Raw genomic sequence first — 25,683 nt, 5'->3', positions numbered from 1 at the left:
AGCAGCCGATGCCACTGCCCACACAACGAATTCTGATACCCGCCCTGCTATTCATCGCCGGGGCCAGCAACGCGGATAACGACCTTAACTGGGTGGACCGCGAACAAATGGCCACGTTCCCTGCGGTGCAGCAGCGCGTGATCCCTGACTGGTGCGGCGGCATCTACTATAACCCGGCCGTGGGGATCCCGGTGGAAGGGAGCGACACGGTAGTCACCGCCGACCATTCCACCCTGACCCAGGACGGCCTGATCTCACTGGACGGCGACGTTCTGATTGAACAGCCCGGCCGCCGTATCACCACAGATGTCGCCCAGCTGGATCAGTCTACCGGTAAATACGAACTGGAGAGCGGCCTGCGCCTTGAAAGCAATAAAGCGACCTTTATTGCCGACAGCATGAGCGGTCAAACCAGCCGCCGGGAAGGCAGCCTGCAGGGGGTGCGGTACTCCCTGTTTGACCTGTCCTCCCGAGGCAGTGCGGATTACATCTTCCTGACCGACACGACCACCACCATTACCAACGGCAGCTATACCACCTGCCAACCCGGTTCCAATGGTTGGTCACTGCACGGCAAACGCATTTTCCTTGACCGGGACAAGGGCTGGGGCGAAGCCAATGACGTCGTACTGAAAGTAAAGAGCACCCCGGTATTCTGGCTACCCTGGATCACTTTCCCGATTGATGACCGGCGCAAGACCGGCCTGCTGTTCCCCACCATCGCACTGGGTGATGACAACGGACTGGATATCTCGCAGCCGATCTACATCAATCTTCACCCTCAGATGGACGCCACTATTGCTCCGCGTTATATCGACGGTCGTGGCAGTGGCGCGGACACGGAGTTCCGTTACCTGACCCCCTACGGTGAGGGGGAAGTGAGCTACGGCATTCTTTTCAACGACCGCAAGTTCGATGATGAAAACCGGCAGGTGGCACGCTGGTCGCATCTGGGGAATGTAGGGCGCTGGAACCTGAAGACCGATTTCAACTACGTATCCGATGACTTCTACTTCAAGGATCTGGATACCGGCCTCGAAATCAGCTCCCAGACTCACCTGCCGCGGCTGGCTGAAGCACGCTACTACGGTCGCACCTGGCAGGTACTGGGGCGCATGCAGTCCTGGCAAACCATCGACCCGACGCTGGCCGATGAAGACCTGCCCTACCGCCGCTTGCCACAGCTGCAAATCACCGGCGACCCGACGCTGGTGGGCCCGGTAAAGGGGCTATGGCTATCGGACATGACCGCCTTCGAACGCAGCAGCTCCGACGACAGCGGCAAAGCTTCTGGCCTGCGTGGCCATGTGGCTCCCGCCCTGAGCATGCGCCTGCAGGACAGCTGGTGGTTCGTCGAACCCCGCGCGCGGCTGTATCACACCCAGTACAAGCTCGACAGCGTGGATGCCACCGAGGAAGACAACCCGGACATGACCACCTGGGGTGCCAGCCTGGACTCCGGGCTGGTGTTCGAACGTCCGACCAACTGGTTCGGCAGCGCCTTCACACAAACCCTGGAACCTCGCCTGTTCGTCAACAAGGTCGCCTTCGAAGAACAGGACAGCCTGCCCAACTTCGACACCCGTGAAGTGACCTTTTCCTACAATTCCCTGTTCCGGGAAAATCGCTTTATCGGCTACGACCGCATCGGCGATGAAGAAAAGCTGGCCGTGGGCCTGACCAGTCGTTTCCTCCACGATGCCAGCGGCAGGGAACAACTGCGTCTGCGGGCCGCCCAGGGGTTCTACTTCGATGATCGCAAGGTCTTCACCGAGGATTCCCTGGAAGACCCCACCGACGACCAGACCCCTCTGGTCGGTGACCTGCGGTGGAACTTTGCCAACGATTGGTACCTCTACACTGAGGCACAATGGGATCTGGAGGCTAATGAGCGGGAACGCTCCAACTTCCAGATCGGTTACAACGACCGCGAACGGCGTATTTTCAACATGGGCTTCCACGACCGCCCCGCCGACGATATCCAGCAATCGGAAATAAGTGCCATCCTGCCCGTACATCGCCATTGGCGCATTGTCGGACGCTGGATGTACGACCTGGACAATGAACGCACCCTGGAGACCATGGCCGGGGCAGAATATCGTAATTGCTGCTGGAAACTGCGCTTGCTCAGTCAGCGTGAGCTCACTGATGACGATGGCGACGGCGATCTGGAAGCCGACAGCACCGTCTGGTTCCAGATTCAGATGATCGGCCTGGGCGGCTTTGGTGGCCAGGTGGATTCCTTGCTGGAACGCAGTATTCCGGGATACAGGAGAGAGTATGAATAACCAGACGCTGCACGCTGCACGCAGCATTCACCCCACCAGCGCCCTGCGCTGGTTGATGCTGGCCATGGCCTTGTCCCTTCCGGTACTGGGCCAGGCTAAAGTTCAGATGCTGGATCGCATTGTGGCTGTCGTGAATGATGGCGCCATCATGGCCAGCGAACTGGATGAGCGCATCAACGTGATCGCCCTGCAGTTCCAGGACAAGGGCCAGCAACTGCCCCCTCCCGCCATCATGCGCGAACAGGTGCTGGACCGCATGATCACCGAGCGGGTGCAACTTCAACTGGCAGAGCGCGCAGGCATCAAGGTGGACGATGCCAGCCTCAACCAGGCCATGTCGGGCATCGCTCGCCAGAACGGTATGACCCTGGAAGACTTCGCCGCCGCCATGCGTGAAGACGGTTACGACTGGAACCAGTTCCGCGAGCAGATCCGCGAAGACATGATCATCTCCCGCCTGCAGCAACGCAGTGTCGCCTCCCGTATCCGCATCACAGACCGTGAAGTGGACCGTTTTCTGGGCTCCGAGATGGGTAAGCAGATGTTCGAGGAAGATTTTCGCCTCGGCCATATCCTGATTCGCGTACCCGGTGGCGCATCGCCGGAAGACGTCCAGGCTGCCCAGTCCAAGGCCCAGGACGTTGAGAATCGCCTTGCCGGCGGTGAAGATTTCCAGCAAGTGGCGGTATCCGTCTCAGATGGCCCCAAGGCCCTGGAAGGCGGTGATCTGGGCTGGCGACCGGCGGCCCAGTGGCCAAGCCTGTTCTCCGAAGCCGCCCTTTCACTGCAAAAGGGCGAGATTTCAGCTCCCATTCGCTCTGGCGCCGGCTTTCACATTCTCAAGATGATCGACCGCCGTGGCGGCGCCGAGAAGGTAGTGACCCAGTATCAGGTGCGCCATGTACTGATCAAGACCGACGCCCTGACCAACAGTGAACAGGCCCACGCGCAAGCCCAGCGCCTGCACGACCAGATCGCCAGCGGGCAAAGTGAATTTGCCCCGGTGGCAGCCGAGCATTCTGATGACCCGGGCAGCGCCCGTAATGGCGGCGAACTGGGTTGGGTCAACAGGGGTGAAATGGTGCCGGAATTCGAAGACATGATGCTCAATACCCCGACGGGTGAGCTGTCGCCCGTTTTTGAGACCCAGTACGGCTGGCATTTCCTGCGCGTCGACGACATTCGCGATACGGACATGAGCGACGAATTCCGCCGTATGCAGGCAACCCAGGCGCTTCAGAAGCGCCGTTTCGAAGAAGAACTGGAAACCTGGATTCAGGAAAAACGCGGCGAGTCCTACGTGGATATTCGCCTGTGAGCCAGCCGTCGGACGCCGGACGTCTGACACCAGAACGTCCCATTGCCATTACCTGCGGCGACCCGGCCGGTATCGGTCCGGATCTGGCTCTGGCCTTGCCCGCTCTGTTTCCAGAGCAGCCCTTGGTGCTGATTGGTGACAAAGCCGTATTGAGCCAACGGGCCGCCCTGCTTGGCAAGACACCCTCCCTGGGTGACTGGCAGCCCGGCGACCCCGCCATTCGTGACCCGCTGACCCCGGATTTTGTCTGCGTGTGGCACACTCCCGCCGGCGCCCCGGTGACCGCAGGCCAACCCAACCCGGCCACCGGCCAGGGCACCCTGGATATGCTCACCCGCGCCGCCCGTGGCTGCCTGGACGGCACCTTTTCGGCCATGGTGACAGCTCCGGTCGCCAAGAACGTGATCTGCGAGGGTGCCGACCCTGCCTTTACCGGGCATACCGAGTTTCTGGCTGCGCAAGCCGCCGTAGACAGGGTGGTGATGATGCTGACAGCCCGCGACCTGCGTGTGGCGCTGGCCAGCACCCATCTTCCGCTCAGTGAAGTCCCCGCCGCTATCACCCCCGATAGCCTGACCCGCACTCTCACCATTTTGCGCGATGATCTGGTCAACAAGTACCGCATTGCGCAGCCACGCATTCTGGTGCTGGGCCTCAACCCCCATGCCGGGGAAGGCGGCCATCTGGGGCGCGAAGAACTGGACGTGATCATCCCTACACTTGAGCACTTGCGCCAGCAGGGCTTTACCCTCACTGGCCCGGTGCCCGCTGATACCGCCTTTCAGCCTGCATTGCTGAACCAGCACGATGCCGTACTCGCCATGTACCATGATCAGGGCCTGCCCGTACTCAAGTACGCCGGTTTTGGCGAAGCTATCAACATCACCCTGGGGCTGCCGTTTATCCGCACCTCCGTGGACCACGGCACCGCCTTCGAGCTGGCAGGTACCGGCCAGGCCAAGGTTGGCAGCCTGGTCGCTGCTACCCGCCTGGCGCTGAATCTGGCGACCCCACAGGACCCATGACATGACAGAACACCGCACCCGCAAGCGTTTCGGCCAGCACTTCCTGCACGACCGCAATCTGGTCGACCGCATGGTCCGCACCCTGGACCTGAAGCAGGACGATACCGTGGTGGAGATCGGCCCCGGGCGTGGCGCCCTCACTTACCCCTTGCTGGAAGATTTGCCACACCTGCACGTGGTGGAACTGGACCGCGACCTGATTACTCTGCTGCGCCAGGAAAACACCCCTGACCGCCTGAGCATTCATGAGAGCGATGCCCTGAAGTTCGATTTCCGTACCCTCAAGCCGGCGGACAAGCCCCTGCGAGTCGTGGGCAATCTGCCCTACAACATCTCCACCCCCTTGATCTTCCACCTGCTCAGCCAGTCCGATGCCATCAGCGACATGACCTTCATGCTGCAGAAGGAGGTGGTGGACCGGCTCACAGCCAGCCCGGGCACCCGGGACTGGGGGCGCCTGTCGATCATGGTGCAGTACTACTGCCAGGCCGATTACCTGTTCTTTGTCCCACCGGGCGCCTTCAGCCCACCCCCCAAGGTGGATTCCGCCGTGGTACGGCTGCTGCCCTACCCGACACTGCCGCACCCTGCCGACGATGAAGACCATTTGCGCCGCCTGGTGGCTCAGGCCTTCACACAACGACGCAAGGCGATCCGCAATAGTTTAAAATCCCTGGTTAGCCTGGAGCAGTTCGAGGCCGCAGGCATTGATGCTGGCCTGCGCCCGGATCAACTGTCCGTGGCCGACTATGTGGCACTGGCCAATCTCAGCCCGCCACAGAGCTGATTTCTTCGCACCATCACCGCCAGCATCGGGAGACAGAGCACCCATGACCGCCAGCCACCGGCCCCCCAGTGACCCACGCCACCAGATCAGGGTTACCGTGGAAACCGAATACCTTGCCGACCAGAGCGACGCGGCCAGCCAGCGCTGGGTGTTTGCCTACCACATCACCATCCTCAATGAAGGCACCGTCAGTGCCCGACTGCTGACCCGTCATTGGGTGATTACCGATGGGGAAGAGCGTGTTCAGGAAGTCCACGGCGAAGGCGTGATCGGCGAACAACCGCACTTGGCACCCGGGCAGAGCTTCCGCTACACCAGCGGCGCAGTACTGGAAACCGAAGTCGGCAGTATGCGTGGCAGTTACCAGATGATTGGCGAAGATGGCATTCATTTTGATGCAGACATTCCGGCCTTCACCCTTGCTGTACCGCATGCACTTCATTGATAACGCCAGCACGCAACACGCAACACGCAACAGGCCTGCAGTCGGGGAGGTCGGGTGAGCGATTACGCTATTGGGGATCTGCAGGGGTGTTTGGAAGCCTTTGATTGTCTTCTGAAAAAAATCGCTTTCAACCCGGATCGTGACCGGCTGTTTCTGGCCGGGGATCTGATCAACCGCGGCCCGGATTCGCTAGGCACCCTGCGGCGGGTATATCAGCTGCGTGACAATGTGCACAGCGTGCTGGGCAACCACGACCTGCATCTGCTGGCGGTAGCCCACGGCGCAACCGAGAGCAAGCGCAAGGACACCCTTGCAGAGATCCTCAATGCCCCGGATCGCGTCGAATTACTGGGCTGGCTGCAACAGCACCCGCTGCTGATCGATCTCGCCGAGCACAACGCCACCCTCACCCATGCCGGCATTCCACCGCTGTGGACCCTGGCTGAAGCCCGCAGCCGCGCCGCAGAAGTGGAGGCGGTACTGAAAGACGATCGCTGCGGCGAGTTCTTCGCCCATATGTACGGAAACCAGCCCGCAGGCTGGGACGACAGCCTTGCCGGCCCCGACCGCTGGCGGGTGATCACCAACCACTTCACCCGAATGCGTTTCGTGAACACCGCCGGAGAACTGGATCTGACCACCAAGGGCGAAGCGGACGCTCCCCCCCGCGGCTTTTTACCCTGGTTCCTGCACCCACAGCGCAAAGCCACCGGCACCCGCCTGCTGTTTGGCCACTGGGCCGCCCTCGAGGGCCATACCGGGGTCGCCAAGGTAGACGCACTGGATACCGGCTGTGTCTGGGGCGGCAGCCTGACGGCATTGCGGCTGGACGATCTCACACGAATTCAGTGCCACTGCTGATTTTCAAAAAATCTTTTCAAAAACCCGCGCAGCCTGCAGGCCACGTGACGCCCAGCCCGACATCCCTACACTTCATCCTTTTTTTGGCAAAAATCTTTTCGCTTCCCTTTGACTTGCTGCGCGGTTTGGTTACATCCTAAAGCTGTCTGATGACGTTGGCAGCGATACTCAGCGACATCGTTTTCCCATTTATTTACACGTAATTTTCACTAACAAGGAATCACCCTCAATGTAGTTTCGTTGTGACAATTTAGGTTCCGCAGGAGGAAGCCGGCATGAGCATTATCCGCCACTACCAGGACCGTTTCGAAGCGACCCAGCAAGAAGAAATGTCGCTGGAGGAGTACCTGGACCTGTGCAAACGCGACCCCAGCGCCTACGCCACCGCCCCGGAGCGTATGCTGATGGCCATTGGCGAACCGGAAATGGTCGATACCTCCCAGGACCCCCGACTGTCACGCATCTTTTCCAACAAGGTGATCCGCCGCTACCCCGCCTTCGATGAGTTCTACGGCCTCGAAGAAGTCATTGAAAACATCGTCAGCTATTTCCGCCACGCCGCCCAGGGGCTGGAAGAGAAGAAACAGATTCTTTACCTGCTCGGCCCGGTCGGCGGGGGCAAGTCTTCACTGGCCGAAAAGCTCAAGGCATTGATGCAGCGCGTGCCCTTCTACGCCATCAAGGGGTCGCCGGTAAACGATTCCCCCCTGTCGCTGTTCGACCCGGAAGAGGACGGGCCGATTCTGGAAGAAGAATACGGCATCCCGCGCCGTTACATTCGCACCATCATGTCACCCTGGGCAGTAAAACGCCTGAATGAATTTGGCGGCGACCTCAGCCAGTTTCGGGTAGTAAAACGCTACCCCTCCATTCTGGATCAGGTGGCCGTAGCCAAGACCGAACCCGGCGATGAGAACAACCAGGACATCTCGGCACTGGTCGGCAAAGTGGACATCCGCAAACTGGAAGACTTCGCTCAGGACGACCCGGATGCCTATGCCTACTCCGGTGGCCTGTGCCGGGCCAACCAGGGCATCCTGGAATTTGTGGAAATGTTCAAGGCGCCAATCAAGGTATTGCACCCCTTGCTCACTGCCACCCAGGAAGGCAACTACAATGGTACCGAGCACCTCGGCGCCATCCCCTATGACGGCATTGTTCTTGCGCACTCCAACGAGGCGGAATGGCACACCTTCCGTAACAACAAGAACAATGAAGCTTTCATCGATCGCGTCTATATCGTCAAGGTGCCCTACTGCCTGCGCGTCACCGAAGAAGTGCAGATCTACGACAAGCTGCTGAGAAACTCCAGCCTGCGCGATGCCCAGTGCGCCCCTGACACCCTGCACATGCTGGCGCAGTTCTCCATCCTCACCCGCCTGAAAGAACCGGAAAATTCCAGTATCTATTCGAAGATGCGGGTGTACGACGGCGAGAACCTGAAAGATGTGGACCCGCATGCCAAATCCATGCAGGAATATCGCGACATGGCCGGCGTAGACGAGGGCATGAACGGACTTTCCACCCGCTTTGCCTTCAAGATTCTTTCCAAGGTGTTCAACTACGATCACGCCGAGGTGGCGGCCAACCCGGTACATCTGATCCATGTACTGGAGCAACGCATCGAACAGGAGCAATACCCTCAGGAACAATCCGAGCAGTATCGGCGCTTTATCAAGGAATACCTGGTGCCGCGCTATGTGGAATTCATCGGCAAGGAAATTCAGACCGCCTACCTGGAGTCTTACTCCGAGTACGGGCAAAACATCTTCGACCGTTACGTCACCTATGCGGATTTCTGGATTCAGGATCAGGAATTCCGTGACCCGGATACTGGCGAAATTTTCGATCGTCAGGCGCTCAACGAAGACCTGGAAAAAATCGAAAAACCCGCAGGCATTTCCAACCCCAAGGACTTCCGCAACGAAGTGGTGAATTTTGTACTGCGAGCCCGCGCTAACAACCACGGCAAGAACCCAAGCTGGTTGAGCTACCAGAAACTGAGAGACGTGATTGAGAAAAAGATGTTCTCCAACACGGAAGACCTGTTGCCCGTCATCTCATTCAACGCCAAGGGCAGTGAGGACGACCAGCGCAAGCACAACAACTTTGTGCAACGAATGGTCTCCCGCGGCTATACCGAGAAGCAGGTACGCCTGCTATCCGAATGGTATCTGCGTGTGAGAAAGGCGCAGTAACGCCGCTGCAGCGCGCCGCTTGAGGCGCGAACCGACGGCGACGACGTGCGCCTCAAGCGGGGCACCTTCGTCGCCGTCGGCGAAGTCGGGAGAAACGAATGAGCTACATCATTGACCGCCGCCTCAATGACAAGCGAAAAAGTACAGTGAACCGGCAACGGTTTTTGCGCCGCTATCGCTCGCACATTCGTGAGGCCGTCAACGATGCGGTCAACCGCCGTTCCATTCAGGACATGGAGCAAGGTGAGCGCATCAGCATTCCGCAAAAGGACCTCTCGGAGCCCATCTTTCACCATGGCCCCGGCGGACAGCGCAGCATCGTTCACCCGGGCAACAAGGAGTTCAATCAGGGCGATCGCTTCAAACGCCCGGAAGGCGGAGGCGGCCAGGGAAGCGGTGAAGGTGACGCCAGTGATCAGGGTGAAGGTCAGGATGAATTTGCCTTTGAAATCGACAAGCAGGAATTTCTCAATTTCCTGTTTGAAGATCTGGAACTGCCCAACCTGGTGAAACGCCACCTTGAAGGCGCCCAGGTCTTCAAGACCCGCCACGGCGGCATTGTCAGCCAGGGCATGCCCGCCAAGATCAACATCGTCCGGTCCATGCGCCAGGCCTCCATGCGCCGCCGGGCATTGACCGCCGCCACTCGACGCCGCATCCGTGACATGAAGGAAGAGCGCGAAACACTGCTACAGCAGGATCAGTCTCCGCAGCGCCAGGCACGACTTCAGGAACTGGACGAGCTGATTGCCCGGCTGGAGCGACGCGTGGAACGCATCCCCTACCTGGACACCGTCGACCTGCGTTTCAACCACCATATCAAGGAGCCGGTACCGGTCAGCCGTGCGGTGATGTTCTGCATCATGGATGTCTCCGGCTCCATGAATCAGGACATGAAGGACCTGGCCAAGCGTTTCTTCCTGCTGTTGTACCTGTTTCTCGAACGCAACTACGACCAGATCGAGGTGGTGTTCATCCGCCATCACACCAGTGCCAAGGAAGTTACCGAAGAGGAGTTTTTCTATTCCCGGGAAACCGGCGGCACCATCGTCTCCAGCGCCCTGAAACTGACGCGGGACATCATCAACGAGCGCTACCCGGTCGATCAGTGGAACATCTATGCCGCCCAGGCCTCCGACGGTGACAACTGGAATGACGACTCTCCCGCCTGCGCCAAAATGATTGAAGAAGAACTGCTCCCCAAAATGCAGTATTTCTCCTATGTGGAAGTCATGCCGCGGGCCCATCAGGCGCTATGGGATCATTACGAAACCATTATGGCTCGACATCCCGGCGCCTTTTCCATCGCACAGATAGATGAGCCCGGTGAGATTTACCCGGTGTTTCGGCAACTCTTCAAGAAAAGGATGGAAGAAGCATGACGTATCTGTCTGAAGGGTCTGACTGGAATTTCGAACTGCTGGCAGACTACGACAAAGCCATCGCCGACATTGCCCACAACAAGTACGGGCTGGATACCTACCCGAATCAGATCGAAGTCATTTCTTCTGAACAAATGATGGATGCCTACTCATCAGTGGGCATGCCGGTCGGCTACAACCACTGGTCTTTCGGGAAACAGTTCGTTGAAGTCGAGGGCCGCTATCGTCGCGGTCAGATGGGCCTGGCATACGAGATCGTCATCAATTCCGATCCCTGTATCGCCTACCTGATGGAAGAAAACAGTATCACCATGCAGGCTCTGGTCATTGCCCACGCCTGCTACGGACACAATTCGTTCTTCAAGGGCAACTATCTGTTCAAAACCTGGACGGATGCGTCATCCATCATCGACTACCTGGTGTTCGCGCGTAACTACATCGCCGATTGCGAGCAACGTCACGGGGTCACTGCGGTGGAAGAAACCCTCGACTCCTGCCATGCCCTGATGAACTATGGCGTCGACCGCTACAAGCGTCCCTCGCCGATTTCCGCCGTTGAAGAACGCAAGCGCCAGCGCGAGCGTGAGGATATTCTGCAAAAACAGGTATCAGAACTGTGGCGCACCTTCCCCCAGCTGCAACCGGCAGCCCGCACCCGTGAAGCCGCGACCCGGTTCCCGGCTGAGCCCCAGGAAAACCTGCTTTATTTTCTGGAAAAGAACGCCCCGCTTCTACAACCCTGGCAAAGAGAAATCATTCGTATTGTGCGCAAGATGGCGCAGTACTTTTACCCGCAACGTCAGACCAAGGTAATGAACGAGGGCTGGGCCTGCCTGTGGCACTACACGCTCCTCAATGACCTGTACGACGCGGGTAAGGTGACCGACGGCTTCATGCTGGAATTCCTCCAGAACCATAGCCAGGTGGTCTACCAGCCGCCTTTCTCTGCCCCCTTTTACAGCGGCATGAACCCTTATGCGTTGGGCTTCAACATGTTCCAGGATATTCGCCGCATCTGCGAAAATCCGGACGATGAGGATCGGGAATGGTTCCCGGAGATGGCCGGCAGCGACTGGCTTCAAACCGTCAAATTCGCCATGGAAAGCTTCAAGGATGAAAGCTTTATCCAGCAGTTCCTGTCACCGCGCCTGATTCGCCACTTCAAGTTCTTCCAGATCATGGACGATGATCGCAATGACTACGTGGAAGTTTCTGCCATTCATAACGAAACCGGCTACAAGAAAGTCCGCGATGCACTGGCAGAGCAATACAATCTGAGCATTCAGGAACCCAACATCCAGATTGTCAGCGCCAACCTTCATGGTGACCGGGCCCTGACCCTTCGTCATCAGCGCAGTGATGGCCGCCCCCTGGATGAACACAGCGCCACGGAAGTGTTACGCCACCTGCATCGCCTGTGGAAATTCGATGTGCACCTGGAAAGTGTGGAAAACGGCACCGTGACGGAAAGCTACTCCATGCCCCCCGTCACCGAACCCATTACCGTGATGTGAGGCGGAGGCCCCCAACCAGGGGCCCCGCCACTGCTATGCCGCCACTCTGCTGGCTTCAAGGCGTTTCACTGCCCGACGAACCTTGTGGTCGCCCAGCAGAAACAGCGACAGAGCCAGCACAATCAGCAGCGCGCCCGCCAGCACCATCACGCCCAGACTTTCACCGTTGAACAGGTTGCCCAGCAACAGCGCCAACACCGGGGTAATCAGGGTCACCAACGCCACCGTCGCCGCCGGTAGCCGCGACAGGATCTGGAAGTAGCAGTAAAAACCCAGCAATGAGCCAAACACTGCAAGGTAAAGAATGGCAGAGAGTCCGCGGACATCCCCACTCCACACGGGCGCCTGACCGGTAACCGCCATGGCAAGGGCATAGCATGGCAACGATATCAGTAACCCGCCCACCGTTTGCTGCATCGGCTGCAGTCCGGCCCCAACCCGCTGCACGGCGATACCGCTACCGGCAAACAGGGTCACCGCCGTCAGCATCCACAACAGCCCAATGCCGCGGTCTCCCATGTCTCCCCCTGCCAACAGCTGTGCCAGGCTTTCATCAAACACCAGCATCAACCCCAGCAGCCCGAGCACGCAGCCCCCCCAGTGCCAGGCATTCAACCGCACGCTGCCCGGCAGGCACTGCATCATCAGCCCTGACAACAACGGCGCCAGACCAAAGATCACCGAGACCAGCCCCGAGGGCAGATAGGTTGCCCCCATATAACTGCAACCCATGGCCCCGAAGATTCCCGGTAACGCAGCGAGATAGCTTGCCCTGGCACGGGGAGTCAGAGGCAACGGCTGACGCTTCCACCACAACCACACCAGCCCCAGCAGCGCAGCAATCCCCATACGCACACCGGCCGCCGCCAGTGGCGCCATGGCGTCACCACTCCATTTAATCCCCAGCGGCGTGGTTGCCCACACCGCTACCACGATCAAATACGCTGCCAGGGTTGGCATTTCGTTCTCCTGGGTTTGAGAGACGCGAGTTTCGAGGAGCGAGTGACGAAAATCTGAAACCTCGAGGGTTTAAAGGTTTTCGCAACTCGAAACTCGTTACCCGCGACTAAAACCGACCTGCAAACCCCCAAAACGAAAGAAGGCCGCAGGTCGGGGACGCTGCGGCCTTCTTGAAGAACTGAAACGAATCAGTCAGACAGCCGCCGTCCCTGCGCACGCCATTTGCGTGCACAGCGGTCGACGACCAGCATGTTGAGTTTCAGTACGATAGAAAGCATGCGAACATTCTGCTCAAGAATGCAAAGGCGCACAAGATGAAAATGTATCTGGTTGGCGGTGCGGTCCGGGATCAATTGCTCGGCCTGCCCGTCACCGAAAAGGACTGGGTGGTGGTCGGCGCTACCCCCGACGAGATGCAGGCACAGGGCTATCAGCCCGTGGGTCAGGATTTCCCTGTCTTTCTGCATCCGAAAACCAAAGAGGAATACGCCCTCGCCCGCACCGAGCGGAAGTCCGGCCATGGCTATGGCGGCTTTACCTTTTATGCCGCCAGCGATGTAACCCTGGAAGAGGATCTGGTACGACGGGATCTCACCATCAATGCCATGGCACGCGCCTCGGGAGGTGAGGTCATCGACCCGTTCAATGGCAAGGCAGACCTGAAAGCCCGCCTGCTGCGCCATGTCTCCCCGGCCTTCGCAGAAGACCCGTTACGGGTACTGCGCGTGGCCCGCTTTGCTGCACGTTACCACTGGCTGGGTTTCCGTGTGGCGGAGGACACCCTGACGCTGATGAAACAGCTGGTCGCCTCCGGCGAGCTGGATTATCTGGTGGCAGAACGGGTCTGGAAAGAAACCAGCCGCGCGCTGATGGAACGCGATCCGCAGGTGTTCTTTCAGGTACTCCATGCCTGCGGCGCGCTTGCCGTACTGTTCCCGGAACTGGCAGCACTGGATGGCGTACCGCAACCGGAACAACACCATCCTGAAATCGACACACTGGTACACCAGTATTTGTGCCTTCAACAGGGCGCCCGGCTGGGGCTCAGCCTTCACGCCCGCTACGCACTGCTGTGTCATGATCTCGGCAAGGGGAAAACCCCCGAGGAAGAATGGCCACGGCACATTGCCCATGAAATTCGCAGTGCCCGGTTGAGTAACAAGGTCTCCAAGCGCTTGAAAGTGCCGCGGGAAACCGCTCAATTGGCCGCGCTGGTGGCGGAGTTCCACACCCATTGTCACCGGGCACTGGAACTTAAACCCACCACCGTATGGAAACTGTTCAAGGCACTGGATGTCTTGCGACGTCCAGAACGGCTGGACGACTTTCTGCGGGCTTGTGAGGCAGACGCCCGGGGCCGAACGGGGTTTGAAGACAGAGATTACCCCCAAGCGGATTATCTGCGTGGCGCAGCAAACGCCGCCCGCGATATCCACATTGACTCACTGCGCCAGCAGGGACTGCAAGGCCCGGCCCTGGGGGAGGCCATCACCCAGGCGCGCATCCACGCCATCATGGAGTACAAGCAATCATGGACCCCGTCGCCCTGATTACCGGCAGCGCACGACGTATCGGCGCTGAAATCACCCGAACCCTTCACCAGCAAGGAATGCGGGTGATCATTCATTACCGTAACAGTGATACCCAGGCCAACACGCTGGCCAACCAGCTTAATAGTATTCGCCCTGACAGCGCCCGAGTTCTGCAGGCGGACCTGGATAAACCTGACGAGGTTCGTCGGTTAGGTGGTGATGCCCTGGCTGCGTTTGGGCAAGTGAACTTGCTGGTCAACAATGCCTCCAGCTTTTATCCCACCCCCCTTGAGGAGGCCACCGATGCAGACTGGGATGCGTTGATGCACAGCAACCTGCGTGCCCCCTACTTGCTGTGCCAGGCCTTGTCGCCCTCACTGCGTAAACACCGGGGTGCCATCATTAATATTGTCGACGTGTATGCAGAAAAACCGCTCGAAAAGCATACCCTGTATTGCATGGCCAAGGCGGGACTGGCAATGATGACTCGCTCTCTGGCAAGAGAACTGGGCCCGGATATTCGGGTTAACGGGGTGTCACCGGGTCCGATTCTGTGGCCGGAAGCCGGACAAATGAATCAAGAGGCGATCACCGCCTCTACCGCCCTTAAACGCTGCGGAGAACCGGCTGATATCGCAGGCGCCGTGGCATGGCTTGCCCGTGATGCCGGGTTTGTCACTGGCCAAATCCTGGCCGTGGACGGCGGGCGATCACTGGCATTCCAGGGTGGATAACAAAAGCGCCTGCAGATAGCGCATTGCGTACTTCAAGGCCATAAAAACGTTTTATTTTATTGGGGCAACCATGACACGAATTATCCTGCTAATGGGAATCGTACTGCTTTGGCCACCGATGGTCAGTGCAGAGATTTACCGCTGGAAAGACGAGAATGGCAACTGGCAGTTTGGCGACCGGGCTCCGCAGGCCGGAGAAAATCATGAAGAGGTTCAGATTACTCCTCCTGCGCTACTGGGCCAGGGCGACAGCGTTAATGAAATTCATCAACGCACCCTTCGCCTTCGCGACGTAGAACAAACCGAACGCAACGCCGAAAAGGAAGCGGAAGACAAGGAGCGGGCAGCCATGGCGGGAGCGTGCAAGGAAGCCAATGATCGCCTCAAACGTTTGAATAGCCGCTTTGTATATGTAAATGATGACGGCACGGAAAGAAGCGCATCGGCACAGGAAGTCAGCGAAGACATCGACAACACGAAAAAGTGGATTAAAGAACATTGCGGATAATACCGGTCCTGCTCGCTCTGGCATCGTTATTGCCGATCCTGCCCGCACAGGCAGAAATTTATCAGTGGCGCGACGCAGACGGGAAACTTCACTTCGGAGACAGGCCACCCGAGCAACAACCGGTCGACGTGATCACCCCGCGCGTCACCCGCGCCAGGACACCACTGCAAATTCACGTTCACCACCAGGATTTCACCCTCCCGGAGGGCCTTCACGACCAGACTTTGCGTGCCATTGAGACGATTTATCAACGCTACCGTCAAGACTTCGGTCTGGATCTGAACGGGACTGCCGAGGTAAACCTGTATTTATTCACTGCGCAGGCAGACTTCCGGAAATGGATGGAGGCTCGCATCGGCCAGAGTAACCCGCACTATGCTGGCGTCTTTCTGCCCCGCACCAATGAAGTTGCGGTGTGGCGCTGGGATGCCGATGACGACAAGGTTGCCCAGACCATCCTCCATGAATCCAGCCACGTGCTGCTGTATCAATTGTCTCCGGCATCCCCGGTGTGGATGCATGAAGGTCTGGCACAGTATTTTCAGATGCTGAAAGTGCAAGACAACGGGCAAGCCGTCGTCACCGCCCTGCCCTCTGCCCAGGCACGGATTCGACAATGGCTGGACGACGGCAACCTGATCACCATGCGCCAGTATCTGTCCATGGATGACCAGCAATGGCGACGTCTAGCTCACCAGCTCAATGCCATTCCCTACACTGTCGCGTGGGGAACCACCGCTTTCCTGATGTCGAAACCGGTAGGCCGCAGCACCCTGCGGCGCCTGCTTCAGGATCTGGAGAAGAGTGATCAGCGCCCCGACCTGCAGCGTATTGCCCACCTGTATCCCGGGGGCTTGTCACGACTGGAATATGATTTTTATCGTTGGGCCCAGCAAGGCATGAAACCCGAGGTATTTTGATCGAACGCGGCATCTATCAGGTCTGATATTCAGGCTGGGGTTGCAGAGGCCGCGGATTCTGCCAGGTGCCATGCAAGCCGCTTCCTGTATAGGCCCTGGAGCCTATACCTCGCATGGGTTCGGTTCGCCATCCAGGCATGGCCCGTACTCGATCTGAGATCGCCAAGCTTGGCGAGGCTGAAGGCTTTTCCGTTTTTCTGAAAACCCGGGAACTGGCTGGATTTTTCTATCCAATCGAGCGTAGCCCGTAGCTAATATCGCTCGAATGGCACCACCCACAGCTTCTGAGCAGCAAAGTGGCTCCCCTCAAGAATATCCCGGTAGGCCTGCCCGGTTTCCGGGTGCCGTCCGTCAGGCACCAGATCGACCAACGGCTTCAATACGAAGGCATGCTTGAGAATTTCATCGCGGGGCAGCTGTACGCCATCTACCGAACCGATCACATCACCGTAAGTGAGGATATCGATGTCCAGAGTCCGGCTGGAAAATTTTTTCTCGCCGCGCACCCGGCCATGGTCCTTTTCGATAGCCTTCAACCGCGTTTCCAACGCCCCCACCGGCAAGGCCGTGGTCATTCCCACCACCAGGTTGTAGAACGCATCACCATCAAACCCGACCGCTTCACTTTCATAGACAGGGCTGATGGTCAGCTCACCAAAGGCGGCTTCCAGCGTATCCAGACCGGAGCGGATATGATGCTCACGATCAATATTGGACCCCAGGCTCAGGTACACCCGGGTGTCAGCGGAATTACCCATGGGGACGTTCACCCCGCTCAATAATGACACCGACATCCCGCGATCCCCGCAAAGCGCCGGGCTTGCTAAGCCGCAATTTCAGCCAAGGCACCTGAAATTCACTCAGCACCAGTTGCGCCACCTTTTCCGCCAGTGTTTCCACCAACTGGAATTCACTGCCCTCGATAAAGGCAATCACCCGCTTGCCGATTGCCTTGTAATCCAGGGCATCGTCAATGTGATCGCTGGCGGCACCTTTGCGGATGTCCGCTGCCATTTCCAGATCCAGGCTAACTGTCTGACGGATGCGGCGCTCCCAATCGAAAATGCCGATAACCGTATCCACTTTCAAATCATTGATATAAACGATGTCCATACTCGCCCTCTCGGCGCTGACAACAGCATGACGTCCGAATTGGCATCATCCCATTGCTGGTAATCAGATGTTACGCTTGCAACGCAGGCGACCGGGTTGCCATGTGTACAATATGGCCGCATGCCGCGATACGAATGGAGATTATAGCCGGTGGAAGCAGGGACATTACAGGACGTGTGGTTTTGGCTGCTGGCATTATGTGTGGCTGGCTACCTGATGGGCTCCATTTCCAGCGCCATTCTGGTCTGCCGCCTGTTCGGCTATCCGGACCCACGGACTGAGGGCTCCAACAACCCCGGCGCCACCAATGTGCTGCGTATCGGTGGCAAGCCGGCCGCGGCCCTGACCCTGCTGGGCGATGTATTCAAAGGGGTCATTCCCGTACTGATCGCCCGCTGGCTGGAACTTGGTCCTCTGGTCGCCGCACTGGCCGGCACCAGCGCCTTTATCGGCCATCTCTACCCGATCTTCTTCCGTTTTGAAGGCGGCAAGGGCGTCGCCACTGCCTTCGGCCTGCTGTTTGCCCTGCACTGGCCCAGCGGTCTGGTGGCCGGCGCCACCTGGCTCGCTGTGTTCGCCCTGAACCGGATTTCCTCCATCGCCTCTCTCAGCGCTTTCGTGGTCGCCCCTGCCTGCATCTTCGCCTGGCTATACCCGGCGTTCTGGCCGATTCTGCTGATGTCCGTTGTGATGATCGTTCGCCACCGCAGTAACCTGGAAAAAATCCTGCGCGGGGAAGAGTTGGGATTCAAGAAGAAGGATTAGCCCTCAATAGCAGGAGCGTCGCTGGCGGCGCTCCGGCGGCAGGGCCAAGGGTGGTCGGTCAGAGCGCCGCCAGCTCCGTCAGCGGCCACCGGGCGCGCACCTTGATGGGAAGCTCCGCAGACTCTCCTGCCTGCAATCGAAGCGCCCCGGCAAAGGCGATCATGGCGCCGTTATCCGTGCAGTATTGCGGGGCCGGGTAGAACAGCTCTACCCCCCGCTTTTTCATCTGCTCACCCAGCTTTGCCCGCAGGGAACGGTTGGCACTGACACCTCCCGCCATAACCAACTGGGTGTAGCCGGTTTGCTCCATGGCCCGGCGGCACTTGATGATCAGGGTATCGACAGAGGCCTCTTCAAACGCCAGCGCAACGTCCGCACGATCCTGCTCGCTCAGGGCATCCTTCCCGCCCAGGTCGTGAATGGTATTAAGGGTAAAGGTCTTCAGCCCGGAGAAACTCATGTCCAGCCCCGGGCGATCGGTCATCGGGCGAGGGAAACGGAAGCGCCCCGGAGTGCCCTTTTCCGCCAACGCGGCAATGCGCGGCCCACCGGGATAGCCCAGCCCCATCATTTTCGCCGCCTTGTCGAATGCCTCCCCGGCAGCATCATCCACCGATTCGCCAAGAATCGCGTAATCGCCCAGTCCTTTGGCATCCAGCAACAGGGTGTGACCACCGCTGACCAGCAAGGCGACAAACGGGAACTGTGGCGCCCGCGCTTCCAGCAGGGGCGCCAGGAGATGGCCTTCCATATGGTGCACTTCCACCGCGGGAATCCCCCAGCCAAACGCCAGGGAACGGGCCACACCGGCGCCCACCAACAGCGCCCCGGCCAAGCCGGGGCCAGCGGTATAGGCCACGCCATCAAGCTGATCGGCACAGGTATCGGCCTCGGCCAGCACCTGCTTGACCAGCGGCAGCACCCGCCGCACGTGGTCACGACTGGCCAGTTCGGGCACCACGCCGCCGTAGCGCGCATGCATGTCCACCTGGCTGAACAGCGCCTGGCCCAGCAACCCCTCACGGGTGTCGTAAACCGCCACCCCGGTCTCGTCACAGCTTGATTCGATACCCAATACGCGCATGATGCCTGTCCGTTGAAATCCGCCGCCATGATAGCGCCACCACAACAGATTTGCATTTCCCGCCCACTCAGGTAAAATCGCGCCCTCGCTGCATATGGGACCACCTGAGCCCGCAGCAAATCCATAAACTCTAATTTCTAGGAAGGTGATTCTTCATGCCTCAGGTGAAGGTGAAAGAAGGCGAACCGTTTGACGTGGCCCTGCGCCGTTTCAAGCGTGGCTGTGAAAAAGCGGGCATCCTGTCTGAAGTGCGTCGTCGCGAGCAGTACGAGAAGCCCACTCAAGAGCGTAAGCGTAAGCGTGCCGCAGCCGTCAAGCGTCACCTGAAAAAACTGCAGCGTGAGCAGCTCGCACGCAAGCGCCTTTACTAAGCACCGCTGAGTAGAGACGTCTGATGAGTGCGCTCAAGGAGCAGCTCACTGCAGCCATGAAAGACGCCATGCGTGCCAAAGACAAGGCACGTCTTGGCGTTTTTCGTATGGCGCTGGCAGCGATCAAGCAGATTGAAGTAGACGAACGCATCGAACCCGATGACGAGCGTGTACTGGCCCTGCTCGACAAGCTGATCAAACAGCGCAAGGACTCTGCGACCCAATACCGTGAAGCCGATCGCGCCGACCTGGCCGAAGTGGAAGAAGCGGAAATCGCCGTGCTCCAGGAATTCCTCCCCGAACCGCTGACCGATGCGGAAATCGAAACCCTGATCGATGAAACCATTGCCAGCACCGGTGCCGCCGGCATGCAGGACATGGGCAAGGTCATGGGCATTCTCAAGCCGCAACTGCAAGGCCGTGCCGACATGGGCGCCGCCAGCGGCAAAGTCCGCGCCAAGCTGAACAGCTAAGCCGCCAACACCCGACATCCTGTTTTTCCCGGTTTCGCTGTTAACTATTCACTGCCTTTCCGCGCCTGTTTCTGTTTAGATAACCGCCCTTCTGGCAAAATCATTCCCATGGCGCGAATACCGGATAATTTCATTCAGGACCTGTTGGCTCGCACCGATCTGGTAGAACTGATCGATGCCCGTGTGCCATTGAAAAAAACCGGACGCAATTACAGCGCCTGCTGCCCGTTCCATCAGGAAAAAACCCCCTCGTTCACCGTCGCCCCGGACAAACAGTTCTACTACTGTTTTGGCTGCGGAGCGTCCGGCAATGCGGTGGGCTTTCTGATGGAATACGAGCACATGAACTTCCCGGAGGCCGTCAAGCAGCTGGCCAGCCGGGCGGGCATGGAAGTGCCGGAAAGCCGGCCGGAAACCGCAGCAGACAAACAACGCAAGGACCGCCTGCAGTCCCTTTACGACCTGCTGAGCCGCGCCGAGCGTTTTTACAGCCAGCAGCTTCGCCAGGCCCCGGAAAAGCAAAAGGCCGTCAGCTATCTGAAAAATCGTGGCCTGAGTGGCGAGATCGCTAAGAAATTCGCGATAGGCTTCGCCCCGCCCGGTTACGACAACCTGATCAATGGCCTGTCGCTCACCGAGTCCGCACTGGAGCAGGCCCTGACCGCCGGACTACTGGTTCGCCGTGAAGACACCGGCCGGGTGTACGACAAATTTCGCGACCGCATCATCTTCCCTATCCGTGACAGCCGTGGCCGCACCATCGGCTTCGGTGGCCGGGTGCTGGGCGACGGCAAACCCAAATATTTGAATAGCCCGGAAACCCCGGTCTTTCACAAGGGCCAGGAGCTTTACGGCCTGTGGGAATGGCGCCAGAGCCGCGACCGCAGCGATCGCCTCTATGTGGTGGAAGGCTACATGGATGTGATCGCCCTGACCCAGCACGGCGTGCCCAATGTGGTAGCCACCCTGGGCACCGCCACCACCGAAGATCATGCCCGCAAACTGTTCCGACAGGTCAACGAGGTCATCCTCTGCTTCGACGGCGACAAGGCCGGGGTACGCGCCGCCTGGCGGGCGCTGGAATCCTTGCTCCCGGCCCTGGACGACGGCAAGCAGGTCCGCTTCCTGTTCCTTCCCGACGGCGAAGATCCTGACACCCTGGTCAGAGCCCAGGGCCCCGAAGCCTTGCGCGCACTCACCGACCAGGCCGATACCCTGTCCACCTACCTGTTCCGCCACCTCTCCGAAGGGCTGGACCTGAATACCGTGGATGGCCGGGCACGACTGGCGCGGCTCGCCCTGCCCTATCTCGACAAGCCGGCCGGCCCGGTTTATCGCGCCCTGCTGACAGAAGAACTGGCCCGCCTCACCCGGCTGGACAAGGAATCGCTCAGTCAGCTCAAACCGGCCAAGCCGGAACCGACCCCGGCAGCCCCCACGCCACGCCCGCAAGCCACCCAGCAGAGCTGGGGCGAGGAACCCCCTCCCGCCGAGTGGGGCGATGCCATTCCGCCACCAGAGCAAGACGCGTTCTACCCTGCAGATGACCTGCCTCCCATGGAGGATCTGGGGCACTCACCTCGTCACACCAGCAGCCGCCGCAAGGGACCGCTGACCATGGTGGAACGCCTGGTGCTGGTACTGCTGGACTACCCGCAACTCATCGAAGCACAGCCGCTGCCCGACGGGGTTGAGCAACTCCCCATCCCGCACATTGATTTGCTGATCCAGGTCGCGGGTCTGTGCCGCCAGAACCATCGCCCTGCGGCCTTGCTGGGCGCACTCATGGCCCTGGAACAGGGCGAAACCATGGCAAGGTTGCTCAAGGCCAGCCTCAAACCGCCCATGGAAGAAGCCATGGCGACCCGATTGTGGCAGGACGCCCTCTCTCAGCTGGAAGTGGCCCGACTCGAAGCGGCGCTGGCAGAGGTCGAACAAGCCGGCATCCCCGACGCCTCACACTGGCAGGAACTGCACAAAGCCCTGGCCGAAGCCCGCCAGCACGCCCGCAAGCCCTTCCACTAGCGGCCCTGAAAAGGGTGAATCACAAATTTGGAGGAAAGGAGCATGGCCGGCCCTCAGGATCACCGCCTTCCAACCTCTCCCCGGCACCGCGGAGCCCCCTCCCGCAGTACAAGCCTTTGATTTTCAATCAACTGTTAACTATTCACTGTTAACGGTTCACTGTCTCCAGCCCTTGCAATTACTGGCCGTAACCCCCATCTCCCGGTATAATACGCCGTTTTCCCACGCCACCATCACGCTGGAGGCACCCCGCAGGGAGCGGCGGGCCATTCAGCACGACGAGACGGGCTTAATTGCATGACAAGTCAGAAGCAGCAGCAGCAATCCCAGCTGAAGCAGTTGATTGCCCTCGGCAAGGAACAGGGTTACCTGACCTACGCCGAAGTGAATGACCATCTGCCGGAGTCCATTACCGACACCGACCAGGTGGAAGACATCATTCAGATGATCAACGACATGGGCATCACCGTGGTCGAAAAGGCCTCCGACGCCGACCAGTTGATGATCGATGAAAGTGCCGACAGCACCGATGAGGTTGCCGCTGAAGAAGCTGCCGCGGTACTCGCTTCCGTAGAAAGCGAACCCGGCCGCACCACCGACCCGGTGCGCATGTACATGCGTGAAATGGGCACCGTGGAGCTGCTGACCCGCGAAGGCGAAATTGAAATCGCCAAGCGCATCGAAGAAGGCACCCGCGAAGTAATGCACGCCCTGGCCTTCTGGCCCGGTGCCGTCGACATGCTGATCGACGAATACGCCCGCGTGGAAAACGAAGAACGCAAGCTGACCGACATCATTGCCGGTTACCTGGATCCCAATGACGATGGGGCAGCTGCCACCAACGCCAACAAGGAACCTACCTTCGCGGAAAAAGCCAAGAAGGAACAGGAAAAGAACAAGGAAGAAGAAGACGACGATGCTGACGACAACGACAGCAACGACGACGATGATTCCGATGAAGATGAAGGCGGCCTCGATCCGGTACTGGCTGCCGAGCGTTTCGAGCTGCTGAAAAAGCTGCACGAAAAAGCCGAGCGTTCCCTGAAGCGCAACGGCCGCGACCACGCCAGCTCCGCCAAGGCTCTCGAAGCCCTGGCTGAACACTTCACCCTGTTCAAGCTGGTGCCACGCATCTATGACGAAATGCTGGTCGGTGCACGCAACAACCTGGATCTGGTGCGCAAGTTCGAGCGTCAGATCATGAGCAGCGCCATCCGCCGCGGCGGCATGGATCGCAAGGATTTCATCAAGCAGTTCCCGGGCAATGAAACCGACATGGGCTGGGTAGACACCCAGCTCAAGACCAAAAAAGGCAAAGCCATTGCCGACAAGCTGAGCGTCGTCAAAGAAGACATTCAGCGTGCCCAGCGCAAGATCATCACCATTGAAGAAGTGATCGGTCTGCCGGTTGGCGACATCAAGGAAATCAACCGTCGCATCTCCATTGGTGAAGCGAAAGCCCGCCGCGCCAAGAAAGAAATGGTGGAAGCCAACCTGCGTCTGGTAATTTCCATCGCCAAGAAATACACCAACCGCGGCCTGCAGTTCCTCGACCTGATTCAGGAAGGCAACATCGGCCTGATGAAAGCGGTGGACAAGTTCGAATACCGTCGTGGCTACAAGTTCTCTACCTACGCCACCTGGTGGATCCGTCAGGCTATCACCCGCTCCATCGCGGATCAGGCGCGCACCATCCGTATTCCGGTACACATGATCGAGACCATCAACAAGATCAACCGGGTACAGCGTCAGATGCTGCAGGAAATGGGCCGCGAGCCGACCCCGGAAGAACTGGGCGTGCGCCTGGAAATGCCGGAAGACAAAGTCCGCAAGGTACTGAAGATCGCCAAAGAGCCGATCTCCATGGAAACCCCCATCGGTGACGATGAAGATTCCAGCCTCGGCGACTTTATCGAAGACGGCAACATGGAATCCCCGGTGGACTCCGCCACTTCGCTGGGCCTGGAAGAAGCCACCCGCGAAGTGCTGGCCAACCTCACCGCCCGTGAAGCCAAGGTCCTGCGCATGCGCTTCGGTATCGACATGAACACCGACCACACCCTTGAGGAAGTGGGCAAGCAGTTCGACGTGACCCGTGAGCGTATCCGTCAGATCGAAGCCAAGGCCCTGCGCAAGCTTCGCCACCCGAGCCGCAGCGAACACCTGCGCAGCTTCCTGGACGGCGACCTGTAAGCCTTGCAAAAAAATGCCGGCCCCCGAATAATCGGCGGCCGGCATTTTATTGCCCCTCTGTTTTCTCCGGGCCTATAGCTCAGTTGGTTAGAGCAGTCGACTCATAATCGATTGGTCCCAGGTTCAAGTCCTGGTGGGCCCACCAATTTCTTTCCCTCACGTGTATAGCATCACATGCGGCACGCGAGACGCCAAAACATCAAGGCCTGGCTGTGGGAGCGTGCTTGCACGCGAATAAACCTCGGCCTCCGCGCCGTCTCCATCGCTTGCAAGCAAGCTCCCACAAGAGAAAGCGCCTCCGCTTCCCCATGACTTTCATGACACTGTGGGACAGCAGTGGCACTACCCGGCCCTTTTCACTAATGGATCAATTCTTCGAAACCCGATCCTGATACGCGCGGGAGGCAGCAGAATCATGGAGCAAGCGGTTCTGCGCGCCGGCCAGTTTTTTGAAAAAACGACCAACGCTTTCTGGCAACACTTCTTCGATGGCAGAGACCGGAGACAACCAGCGGGGCACGGTAATTTCCGATTTCCCATGGGCGCAAGAGGCCACAATTTCTTCCGCCACCGCCTCAGGTTTGGCCGCGGGCACACCGCGAATATTCAACCCTGCCGTTAATTCCGTCTGTACCGCCGAAGGCATCACCGTTGTGATGCTGACATGGGAATCCGCAATCTCGGTACGGACAGAGCGGGACAGGCTGGCCACACCAAACTTGCTGGCGGTGTAGACCGCCACACCTGGCAGCGTCATTTTGGCAGACATGGACGCCACATTGACGATGTGACCGTAATCCGACGCCAGCATGTCCGGCAGCACCAGCCGCATGCCGTTAATCACGCCACCCAGATTGATGGCGATTTCCCTGTGCTGGCTCTCCAGGGTCTGATCAATAAAGCGTCCTGTGCGTTGGATGCCGGCGTTATTCACCAATAAGGCAATGGGCCCCAAGTCTTTCGCCGCAGCCAGAAAGGTGGAAAAAGACGCGGGGTCTGCCACATCCAGTTTTACCCCAAGCGCACCGCCACCGATCGCCTTGGCCGCTTTTTTTACTTCCACCTCATCAATGTCGCCCAGCACCACCCGGGCGCCACGCTTGGCGAGTGCGCTGGCCGTTGCTTTGCCGATCCCCCGCGCCGCACCGGTGACACACACCACCGCACCGTCCAGTTTAATCGCCATG

23 protein-coding genes and 1 tRNA gene are annotated in these 25,683 nt (G+C 59.0%); 19 read left to right on the top strand and 5 right to left on the bottom strand.

The window, feature by feature from the left end:
- The first annotated feature begins 8 nt into the window (after nt 1–8).
- The 9 genes from D4A39_RS10140 (at nt 9) to D4A39_RS10100 (ending at nt 11,818) form a co-directional block, all read left to right on the top strand.
- Complete coding sequence (locus D4A39_RS10140) at nt 9–2,288, top strand: LPS-assembly protein LptD (protein ID WP_022984602.1); 2,280 nt, start codon at nt 9–11, stop codon at nt 2,286–2,288.
- Nucleotides 2,281–3,606 carry a peptidylprolyl isomerase gene (locus tag D4A39_RS10135; protein ID WP_022984601.1) on the top strand — a complete coding sequence of 442 codons (1,326 nt, stop codon included), beginning with the start codon at nt 2,281–2,283 and terminating at the stop codon, nt 3,604–3,606. The genes D4A39_RS10140 and D4A39_RS10135 overlap by 8 nt, the downstream gene beginning before the upstream one ends.
- Nucleotides 3,603–4,631 carry a 4-hydroxythreonine-4-phosphate dehydrogenase PdxA gene (gene pdxA / locus D4A39_RS10130; RefSeq protein ID WP_233552462.1) on the top strand — a complete coding sequence of 343 codons (1,029 nt, stop codon included), beginning with the start codon at nt 3,603–3,605 and terminating at the stop codon, nt 4,629–4,631. Before D4A39_RS10135 ends, pdxA begins: the two co-directional genes overlap by 4 nt.
- A 1-nt stretch (nt 4,632) precedes the next feature.
- Nucleotides 4,633–5,418, top strand: a complete 786-nt coding sequence (gene rsmA, locus D4A39_RS10125) for a 16S rRNA (adenine(1518)-N(6)/adenine(1519)-N(6))-dimethyltransferase RsmA (RefSeq protein WP_022984599.1) — start codon at nt 4,633–4,635, stop codon at nt 5,416–5,418.
- 43 nt (nt 5,419–5,461) lie between these two features.
- Nucleotides 5,462–5,863, top strand: a complete 402-nt coding sequence (apaG, locus tag D4A39_RS10120) for a Co2+/Mg2+ efflux facilitator ApaG/CorD (RefSeq protein WP_022984598.1) — start codon at nt 5,462–5,464, stop codon at nt 5,861–5,863.
- Between the two features lie 54 nt (nt 5,864–5,917).
- Complete coding sequence (locus D4A39_RS10115) at nt 5,918–6,724, top strand: symmetrical bis(5'-nucleosyl)-tetraphosphatase (RefSeq protein ID WP_119918051.1); 807 nt, start codon at nt 5,918–5,920, stop codon at nt 6,722–6,724.
- Between the two features lie 275 nt (nt 6,725–6,999).
- The gene (locus tag D4A39_RS10110) at nt 7,000–8,922 is read left to right on the top strand and encodes a PrkA family serine protein kinase (protein ID WP_119918050.1); all 1,923 of its coding nucleotides are present in this window, start codon (nt 7,000–7,002) and stop codon (nt 8,920–8,922) included.
- Between the two features lie 98 nt (nt 8,923–9,020).
- Nucleotides 9,021–10,304, top strand: coding sequence for a YeaH/YhbH family protein (locus D4A39_RS10105; RefSeq protein WP_022984595.1), 1,284 nt, complete (start codon nt 9,021–9,023; stop codon nt 10,302–10,304).
- Nucleotides 10,301–11,818, top strand: a complete 1,518-nt coding sequence (locus D4A39_RS10100) for a SpoVR family protein (RefSeq protein WP_102791376.1) — start codon at nt 10,301–10,303, stop codon at nt 11,816–11,818. Before D4A39_RS10105 ends, D4A39_RS10100 begins: the two co-directional genes overlap by 4 nt.
- Nucleotides 11,819–11,851: 33 nt before the next feature.
- Here D4A39_RS10100 and D4A39_RS10095 read toward each other — a convergent pair whose 3' ends face one another.
- Nucleotides 11,852–12,778 (bottom strand): DMT family transporter, encoded by a 927-nt coding sequence (locus tag D4A39_RS10095; protein WP_119918049.1) that lies wholly within the window; start codon nt 12,776–12,778, stop codon nt 11,852–11,854.
- A gap of 314 nt (nt 12,779–13,092) precedes the next feature.
- Between D4A39_RS10095 and D4A39_RS10090 the strand changes: the two genes are divergently transcribed.
- The 4 genes from D4A39_RS10090 (at nt 13,093) to D4A39_RS10075 (ending at nt 16,472) form a co-directional block, all read left to right on the top strand.
- Entirely contained in the window at nt 13,093–14,328 is a 1,236-nt protein-coding gene (locus D4A39_RS10090; RefSeq protein WP_119918048.1) for a multifunctional CCA addition/repair protein, read from the top strand.
- A complete protein-coding gene (locus D4A39_RS10085) occupies nt 14,307–15,044 on the top strand; it encodes a pteridine reductase (RefSeq protein ID WP_199175813.1) in 738 nt (245 codons plus the stop codon). Before D4A39_RS10090 ends, D4A39_RS10085 begins: the two co-directional genes overlap by 22 nt.
- A gap of 70 nt (nt 15,045–15,114) precedes the next feature.
- Complete coding sequence (locus tag D4A39_RS10080; protein ID WP_233552461.1) at nt 15,115–15,552, top strand: DUF4124 domain-containing protein; 438 nt, start codon at nt 15,115–15,117, stop codon at nt 15,550–15,552.
- A complete protein-coding gene (locus tag D4A39_RS10075) occupies nt 15,543–16,472 on the top strand; it encodes a DUF4124 domain-containing protein (RefSeq protein ID WP_102791373.1) in 930 nt (309 codons plus the stop codon). Before D4A39_RS10080 ends, D4A39_RS10075 begins: the two co-directional genes overlap by 10 nt.
- Before the next feature lie 251 nt (nt 16,473–16,723).
- Here the strand turns inward: D4A39_RS10075 and folK are convergent, their stop codons facing one another.
- Entirely contained in the window at nt 16,724–17,266 is a 543-nt protein-coding gene (gene folK, locus D4A39_RS10070) for a 2-amino-4-hydroxy-6-hydroxymethyldihydropteridine diphosphokinase (protein WP_233552460.1), read from the bottom strand.
- A complete protein-coding gene (folB, locus tag D4A39_RS10065) occupies nt 17,223–17,585 on the bottom strand; it encodes a dihydroneopterin aldolase (protein ID WP_022984586.1) in 363 nt (120 codons plus the stop codon). Before folB ends, folK begins: the two co-directional genes overlap by 44 nt.
- 174 nt (nt 17,586–17,759) lie before the next feature.
- Here folB and plsY point away from each other — a divergent pair, with 174 nt between their 5' ends.
- Nucleotides 17,760–18,350 carry a glycerol-3-phosphate 1-O-acyltransferase PlsY gene (plsY, locus tag D4A39_RS10060; protein ID WP_233192138.1) on the top strand — a complete coding sequence of 197 codons (591 nt, stop codon included), beginning with the start codon at nt 17,760–17,762 and terminating at the stop codon, nt 18,348–18,350.
- Nucleotides 18,351–18,408: 58 nt separating this feature from the next.
- Here plsY and tsaD read toward each other — a convergent pair whose 3' ends face one another.
- Nucleotides 18,409–19,434: a tRNA (adenosine(37)-N6)-threonylcarbamoyltransferase complex transferase subunit TsaD gene (gene tsaD, locus D4A39_RS10055; RefSeq protein WP_119918046.1), complete on the bottom strand. Its 1,026-nt coding sequence runs from the start codon at nt 19,432–19,434 to the stop codon at nt 18,409–18,411.
- Between the two features lie 155 nt (nt 19,435–19,589).
- Here tsaD and rpsU point away from each other — a divergent pair, with 155 nt between their 5' ends.
- The 5 genes from rpsU (at nt 19,590) to D4A39_RS10030 (ending at nt 24,641) form a co-directional block, all read left to right on the top strand.
- Nucleotides 19,590–19,805 (top strand): 30S ribosomal protein S21, encoded by a 216-nt coding sequence (gene rpsU / locus D4A39_RS10050; protein WP_007148705.1) that lies wholly within the window; start codon nt 19,590–19,592, stop codon nt 19,803–19,805.
- A 23-nt stretch (nt 19,806–19,828) separates the two neighbouring features.
- Nucleotides 19,829–20,278 (top strand): GatB/YqeY domain-containing protein, encoded by a 450-nt coding sequence (locus D4A39_RS10045; protein WP_119918045.1) that lies wholly within the window; start codon nt 19,829–19,831, stop codon nt 20,276–20,278.
- A 108-nt stretch (nt 20,279–20,386) separates the two neighbouring features.
- Nucleotides 20,387–22,303 carry a DNA primase gene (gene dnaG, locus D4A39_RS10040; RefSeq protein WP_119918044.1) on the top strand — a complete coding sequence of 639 codons (1,917 nt, stop codon included), beginning with the start codon at nt 20,387–20,389 and terminating at the stop codon, nt 22,301–22,303.
- A 297-nt stretch (nt 22,304–22,600) separates the two neighbouring features.
- Nucleotides 22,601–24,496 carry an RNA polymerase sigma factor RpoD gene (gene rpoD, locus D4A39_RS10035; protein ID WP_119918043.1) on the top strand — a complete coding sequence of 632 codons (1,896 nt, stop codon included), beginning with the start codon at nt 22,601–22,603 and terminating at the stop codon, nt 24,494–24,496.
- A 68-nt stretch (nt 24,497–24,564) separates the two neighbouring features.
- Nucleotides 24,565–24,641 (top strand) — tRNA-Ile (locus D4A39_RS10030).
- Between the two features lie 222 nt (nt 24,642–24,863).
- Here D4A39_RS10030 and D4A39_RS10025 read toward each other — a convergent pair.
- Nucleotides 24,864–25,682 (bottom strand): SDR family oxidoreductase, encoded by an 819-nt coding sequence (locus D4A39_RS10025; RefSeq protein WP_022984579.1) that lies wholly within the window; start codon nt 25,680–25,682, stop codon nt 24,864–24,866.
- Nucleotide 25,683: the final 1 nt, after the last annotated feature.

The organism is Alcanivorax profundi (assembly GCF_003597125.1).
In the GTDB taxonomy this organism is placed as follows: Bacteria; Pseudomonadota; Gammaproteobacteria; order Pseudomonadales; family Alcanivoracaceae; genus Alcanivorax; species Alcanivorax profundi.
The sequence above is the reverse complement of the archived record's forward strand: the minus strand, read 5'-3'. Positions and strand labels throughout refer to the sequence as shown.